Consider the following 5010-nt stretch of genomic DNA (forward strand, 5'->3'; position numbering starts at 1 on the left):
TGTCTCCATTTCACTGAACCATTTTTCGATCTTTACTGCCTTTCTCCATGCTGCGCGAAGAGTGCGGTAAATCTCACAATCAGCATCCGCACCGGTAACCTGAGCCATGACCGATAACATTCCCGACAATTCCTCTAACTCTTCCGCCATGAGGCTGGGGCTATGCTTATTCATCTTTTTCCGCCTCTTTTTCCAACCATGAAGAAATTTTGCAGGACAAATCCCACGCCAAACCAATAGTTGAATAAACCTCTGCGCCCCCTAATTTTTGAGGTCCGCGCTCATGCAAAATGCATAATAGCGACTGCAGGTTATCGGACATAATTGCCATTTCGTCGATATTTGGATTCGTATTACTCATGATTTGCTCCTGCAGGTTTCCGCAGTGCATATTCAGCATTAGCACTGTTAAGGTTAAGTGCCTGTAATATTTCCGCTGTCACTGATAGCGAGTAGCCTATCTTCTTCATGTCGTCCTTTGCCTCGGCATAAAGCGGGTCATTCCCTGCGTGGAACATCAAGCTCCCCATAGCCGATAAACCGCCCAGTAACGCTTCGGTGGCTTCATATTGGGTTACCGATACGGACATTAGCTCCTCGTCGCTCAGTGCGCTGGTTTTTATAGTGAGTTGGTTAAGTAAGTTCATGCTCCTACCTCCGTGCTCAATGAATGGCTGATTTCTTGATTCAGATCACATGCTATGGCGATTAAATCCTGCAATTCTGGTGAGCAATGCTCTTTGCTTGCTTTTTCCATGATGGTGGCGAATAGAGAGCTTGCTAATTCCGCTTTATGTTTGGCTTGATCTAATGAGGTTGGCTTACGCATGGCTCACCTCCACACTCTGCTTATCGCATTGCTTAACAATTTCAATAAATGCCGCTACTGTTAAGACGTATTCGTTTTCAGCTAGTGGATGATGGCAAATTACATTGCCGTTTCTAACGTTGACCAGAATACGTCCAGTGAAGTCTTCGGGAATGTGAATCTCATCCATGACGCACCGCCTGAACCGGCAAGCGAGCAGCGAAAGATAAAATGAAGTGACGAGCCAGAATTTTACGAGCTTCTTTTTCGGTGTGAGCTTCAACAGATTGGCGACAAGGTACAGATTTCAAATCCGAACGTTTGATAGCCAAAAAGCGCCATAGGAATTTAGCATTCGGTGCAGTTTTGACCATTTCGGCAGTTGTGGTAATATTTACACTGGTCATATAGACCTCCGCTTGTTGTGACCTGCGGCCCTGATATCGATTGGCGTTGATGAGCAGGGCCGAATTCTATTTATTGCATATTGTCTTTAGTTCGCTTCAATCGAAGCGTTCTCCCATCTCTCTATTTCTCACTTCTGTTTTTATATAGGGGTTGTTTTTGATAGGTTGATAATAGCAAAAGCGATTTTTATAAACAATCGTAAATACGATAATTAAAATCTGTTTTGCGATAATTGCATGTTTTAAATACCAATTTAGTTTGAAAATAATTTGATTCCCGGCCACGGAATCTGATGTGTGGTTATGATAATGTGACGATAATCACGAATGGAGGTTAGGAATGGACAAGTTTGTAGGCTACAACGACGTATGCCAGATGATAGGGAGAGCTATGCTTAATCTAATACAGTATGAGCAAGCTGTGAGCCCGGAGTCTGTTATCTTAATGCTGGAGTCGTATATTCAGGTTGAGCCTGACAGGATGACGCGAGATGCGTGTTTATTGGCTATAGATGCATTGAAAGGTAATCTGTAGGCACAAAAAAGCCCTGCTGTGAGACAGGGCGCTAAACTTAGCGAGATGAATCCATTATAACAATTGAGCGCGGAGAATATATCAGCACAAGGCGTAGCTAGATAGCTGGTAGATTTACTAGGCACAAAAAAGCCCGCGCGGGGCGGGCTGGTTAGTTTCTTGGCCTTCCTATTTTTTCTTCAAATAATTGCTTTATTTTTAATGGAATAAAGAATGAGCAAAGGAAAGCAACGATACTAAAGAAGCATATTAGTGATTCTAGAACTGTAAATGAAATGCTAGCTTCAGCCATTGGTTGTTGTACTGAAACACTACTTGGTATAATTAGGTAATAGGTGAAAATTAAACAAAGAACAAATAAGTAGATGAAAAACAAAAATAAATAACGCTGAAATCTGATGTTAAACTTATTTCGATTTCTGAATAAATCTTCTTCATTCGAGCTTATTGTGGCTGAGGCTACTTCTCCAGAGGTTGATATAACAAGCAACAAAAAACCAGTCAGAATAGAGAATATGTTCGCAATAAAGTTAAGCAAATCTTTGTTATATCTGATTTTATCATGAAAAAAATATGTTAATATTGCAGATACCACGGGTATAGCAAAAAATGCAATTATATATTTATAATCTTTTGTTTCAGCATTCATAACTCCCCCGCATTATTTGCCATGATCTGTTATCTTATTATAGTACTTATAAATGAATCAAGAATTTCTTTTGCATTTGTATCTTTTATTGTTTTTGAACCATACGGATAGGTGTAGTAGTCTTTTTTTGTTTTAATCGCAGAGCTTTTTATAATGTTACCTTTTTGAGTTACTATAAAAAAATCCTCTGAGAGTTCATCAATAAAATCCTCTAAGTTATCAGTTGCTTCATTGATTAAGCTTAGGTTGTTTTTGTGATCTAGGGTTAGAGTACCGTAAAAAGGAGTGTTGCTATCTTCTTTTTCAAATAGGCTAATTTTACTTTTTATTTTAAATTCTTCAATATCCTTAGCCGTGGTTTTAACTGCTATGCCTAAGCTTCTTATTTTTTCCTTTCTTACTCTATTAACTGTACCTTTATCTACTTTATCTCTTATATTTAACTCAAATCCGAGTAATTTGAATATTTTGTTAAGCCTTATGGCTTGGTGTGAGTATGTTATTTGACTTATGGCATAAATATTTTTTTCATCAATCATTATAAACATATGATTCTTATCACAGTTTTCTATATTTTTTAGATCTTGAATTTCACTGCCTTCTACTAAATCAGGTGGTTCATTTGAAAATGGAGGGGTAATTGGGATGAATGAGTTTGGCTCATAAGATGTAACTTGAACAAAAAAACGTTTCTTTTCGCTATCAAAATCTAATTTTTTTATCCTAACTCTATTTTCTTTATTAACCTCAAAGTCTTTGTTTTCTTTGAAGTCTTCGCATATCTGCAATGCTGGAATTAAATCCCCATCATAAAAATAATTAAATATATATGCAGTTGCTAATTTTTTATATTCTTGAGTTTTTGACTCTGAGAAGCTCATGTTAATATTCCATAATTATAAATATTTATTTATAGGTAAAGGGAACCAAGCAACTCAGCCTTTTTCTTGATTCCTAAATTTTATAATACCAATATTCTTATAATCACAACACCTGACAGATCTACCAGTCACCCAAATCGGTCTTTAAACTTCTTTGCGCTTACACGGTTTGACATTTTGCTGTTGCAAGATGGGCATAAGTGTTGTTTTTTGCCTTCTATTTTCCACGTGTAATATTTTCTCTTGAATCTGTTACTGCAGACATCGCACCGGGTAGGTTTGAAAAAAGAAAAGATAAACCATAAAACAACTATGCCAATTATCCATTCCATTTTATTAATCCCTCTCTCTGTTTTTTTAATCTGTCACTGCAATGCCATGACTGTATCTTTCAGGTGGGATATGGTCACCCACACCGCTTAAAGCCCAAACGGAATCCAAGACGCTGTTATTGTGTAGTTAATAACCTCAAGAACTAGAACCGCCATGAGCAGAACGCCTAGCTTATGGTTGCATACCCACTCATAAATTTTCATATTATCCATGCCGCTTGTAGGCTTGGGACTGGCTTACCAACTATGAGATGACCAAAAGACCTGTCCAATGATGTGAACATCGTTGTAAAAAATATCCCTTGGCATATTTTCATCTTCGTATTCTTCTCGATTTATTGAACGTATTATTACGTGGTCCGGGTGCTCAATTAATATTTTCACTCTCAGTAAGTCGCCCTGGCGTATAGCGTAGGTTTTGCCATCTCGAATCGTAGTTTCTTGAGTATTTACGCCTACAATATCCCCGTCATGCAATGTCGGCTCCATACTTCGCCCCGTCACTCTAACTAATTTTGCATTTTTTTCTGAAACGCCTAATTTCCTTAGATAATAGCGTCTAAACACCAAAGAATAGTCTGAGTATTCAGTTAATTCATAGCTGCCGTTACCTGCCGACAGGGATACATCAAGCAATGGTATTTCTACAAACTCATCAGGATTAGGTGTTTCATCATCATCAATTTCTTTAATTCTTAAGCTGGAATTTCTTATCGCTGATTCGGGGTTATTGCTTTTAAAGGCCCCAGCATCGCGCATTTCACCTACGCCCTCAGCAAGCCATTCAGCTCTAACACCCAACTCTTTAGCTATAGCCACTGTTTTTCGCGACCCCTGAGAACCATCCAATAATCGCCAGACGCTTGATTGCGCCATACCAACCGCATCTGCGAGTGATTTTTGAGTGTGTCCCGCCTCCTTCATGGCGAGCGCGAGTCTTTGTGAGAAAGTCACAATATCACCTCCATTTTATAATTATCACACTTTATCGCAAAGACGATAACTAATCAAATCGTAAAAGCGATTGTAAACTCCTTTTAAAATAGCTAAAATCAATTAAATTAAAAGGAGAAGCGATTTATGAAAAACAATGCAATTGATAAAGCGATACGTATCGCTGGTGGTCAAAAGGCGTTAGGTGAAAAGGTTGGAAGAGCCCAATCAACCATATGTGATTGGCTAAACAACAAAAAGCGTATCGCACCTGAAGTGGTACCTAATTTAGTTTTAGTAACTGGTGGAGAGGTTCAGGCTTATGAGTTCCGCCCGGATTTACCACACCTCTTCCCTCACCCTGACACCAAACCATGCACAACAAAGCATACCTAGTCGCGCAGATGCCATCTGTGTTTAGTCCGGAGGATGCGATCTGGATTCAAGACATGCTTATGAAGCTCA

The 5010-nt window shown here is 38.7% G+C and carries 10 protein-coding genes; 2 read left to right on the plus strand and 8 right to left on the minus strand.

Features of this window, described 5'->3' with window-relative positions:
* Positions 1–166 precede the first annotated feature (166 nt).
* The 5 genes from YWE_RS0120540 to YWE_RS0120560 are packed head-to-tail and all read right to left on the minus strand — an operon-like array spanning position 167 to position 1215.
* Entirely contained in the window at positions 167–361 is a 195-nt protein-coding gene (locus tag YWE_RS0120540) for a hypothetical protein (RefSeq protein ID WP_029096163.1), read from the minus strand.
* Positions 354–647, minus strand: a complete 294-nt coding sequence (locus YWE_RS0120545) for a hypothetical protein (RefSeq protein ID WP_029096164.1) — start codon at positions 645–647, stop codon at positions 354–356. Before YWE_RS0120545 ends, YWE_RS0120540 begins: the two co-directional genes overlap by 8 nt.
* Positions 644–829 carry a hypothetical protein gene (locus YWE_RS0120550; RefSeq protein WP_029096165.1) on the minus strand — a complete coding sequence of 62 codons (186 nt, stop codon included), beginning with the start codon at positions 827–829 and terminating at the stop codon, positions 644–646. The genes YWE_RS0120545 and YWE_RS0120550 overlap by 4 nt, the downstream gene beginning before the upstream one ends.
* Positions 822–998 (minus strand): hypothetical protein, encoded by a 177-nt coding sequence (locus tag YWE_RS30710; RefSeq protein WP_154661445.1) that lies wholly within the window; start codon positions 996–998, stop codon positions 822–824. Before YWE_RS30710 ends, YWE_RS0120550 begins: the two co-directional genes overlap by 8 nt.
* Entirely contained in the window at positions 991–1215 is a 225-nt protein-coding gene (locus YWE_RS0120560) for a host cell division inhibitor Icd-like protein (RefSeq protein ID WP_321572726.1), read from the minus strand. Before YWE_RS0120560 ends, YWE_RS30710 begins: the two co-directional genes overlap by 8 nt.
* A gap of 340 nt (positions 1216–1555) precedes the next feature.
* Between YWE_RS0120560 and YWE_RS0120565 the strand changes: the two genes are divergently transcribed.
* Positions 1556–1750, plus strand: a complete 195-nt coding sequence (locus YWE_RS0120565) for a hypothetical protein (protein ID WP_029096167.1) — start codon at positions 1556–1558, stop codon at positions 1748–1750.
* 151 nt (positions 1751–1901) lie between these two features.
* On the opposite strand, the gene YWE_RS28175 is transcribed toward YWE_RS0120565, so the two are convergent.
* From YWE_RS28175 to YWE_RS0120580, 3 genes are all read right to left on the minus strand, one after another.
* A complete protein-coding gene (locus YWE_RS28175) occupies positions 1902–2399 on the minus strand; it encodes a hypothetical protein (RefSeq protein WP_051323485.1) in 498 nt (165 codons plus the stop codon).
* A 29-nt stretch (positions 2400–2428) separates the two neighbouring features.
* Positions 2429–3280, minus strand: coding sequence for a hypothetical protein (locus YWE_RS0120575; RefSeq protein ID WP_029096168.1), 852 nt, complete (start codon positions 3278–3280; stop codon positions 2429–2431).
* Positions 3281–3849: 569 nt separating this feature from the next.
* The gene (locus tag YWE_RS0120580; protein WP_227659960.1) at positions 3850–4566 is read right to left on the minus strand and encodes an XRE family transcriptional regulator; all 717 of its coding nucleotides are present in this window, start codon (positions 4564–4566) and stop codon (positions 3850–3852) included.
* A gap of 126 nt (positions 4567–4692) precedes the next feature.
* Here YWE_RS0120580 and YWE_RS0120585 point away from each other — a divergent pair, with 126 nt between their 5' ends.
* Positions 4693–4941 (plus strand): transcriptional regulator, encoded by a 249-nt coding sequence (locus tag YWE_RS0120585; RefSeq protein ID WP_029096170.1) that lies wholly within the window; start codon positions 4693–4695, stop codon positions 4939–4941.
* Positions 4942–5010: the final 69 nt, after the last annotated feature.

The sequence above is a fragment of the Budvicia aquatica DSM 5075 = ATCC 35567 genome, from assembly GCF_000427805.1.
Taxonomy (GTDB): domain Bacteria; phylum Pseudomonadota; class Gammaproteobacteria; order Enterobacterales; family Enterobacteriaceae; genus Budvicia; species Budvicia aquatica.